The 798-nt window shown below is 72.7% G+C and carries 1 protein-coding gene; it reads left to right on the top strand.

The window, feature by feature from the left end; translation table 11 throughout:
- A partial coding sequence (murJ, locus tag D8M34_RS18465) for a murein biosynthesis integral membrane protein MurJ (RefSeq protein ID WP_274543289.1) occupies positions 1-798 on the top strand: 798 nt, incomplete at both ends.

Here is a 798-nt window from a genome sequence, read left to right as displayed (position 1 = left end):
CGTCGGGGCCGCGTTGCTGGTCGCGACCCTGATCGCGATGGCGGCCGCCCCGCTGCTGACCAGCCTCTACCTCGGCTCGGGGGACACCGGACAGGCCAACCCGGCCCTGGCCACGGCGTTCGCCTGGCTGCTGCTGCCGCAGATCTTCTTCTACGGGATCGGTGCGCTGCTCGGCGCGGTCCTGAACTCGAAACAGGTGTTCGGGCCGTTCGCCTGGGCGCCGGTGCTCAACAACCTGGTGCTGCTGGGCGTGCTCGTCGTCTACCTGCTCGTGCCGGGGGAGATCTCGGTCGACCCGGTCCGGATGGGCGACCCGAAGCTGCTGGTGCTGGGCGTCGGGACGACGCTCGGCATCGTCGTCCAGGCACTGGTGCTGATCCCGTTCATGCGCAGCATCGGGTTCCGCTACCGCCCGGTGTGGGGCTGGGACCCGCGGCTGTCGCTGGCCGGGGGGATGGCGCTGTGGATCGTGGCCTACGTCCTCGTCGGGCACGGCGGCTACATCGTCCCCACCCGGGTCGCCGCGTCGGCGGCCGAGGGGGCGGTCGCCACCTACCCCTACGCGTGGCTGCTGCTCCAGGTCCCGTACGGGGTGATCGGGGTGTCGCTGCTGACCGCGCTGATGCCGCGGATGAGCCGGGCCGCGGCGAAGGGCGACGTCGACCAGGTCGTCACCGACCTCTCGCTCGGCGCGCGGCTGTCCACCGTGGGGCTCGTGCCGATCGCGGCCGTCATGACGGCGTTCGGCCCGTCCCTGGGCACCGCGCTGTTCTCCGTCGGCGCGGGCAGCGGGACCGG

The organism is Microbacterium sp. HSID17254 (assembly GCF_003989315.1).
Taxonomy (GTDB): domain Bacteria; phylum Actinomycetota; class Actinomycetes; order Actinomycetales; family Microbacteriaceae; genus Microbacterium.
This window is presented reverse-complemented; position numbering and strand designations above follow the sequence as displayed.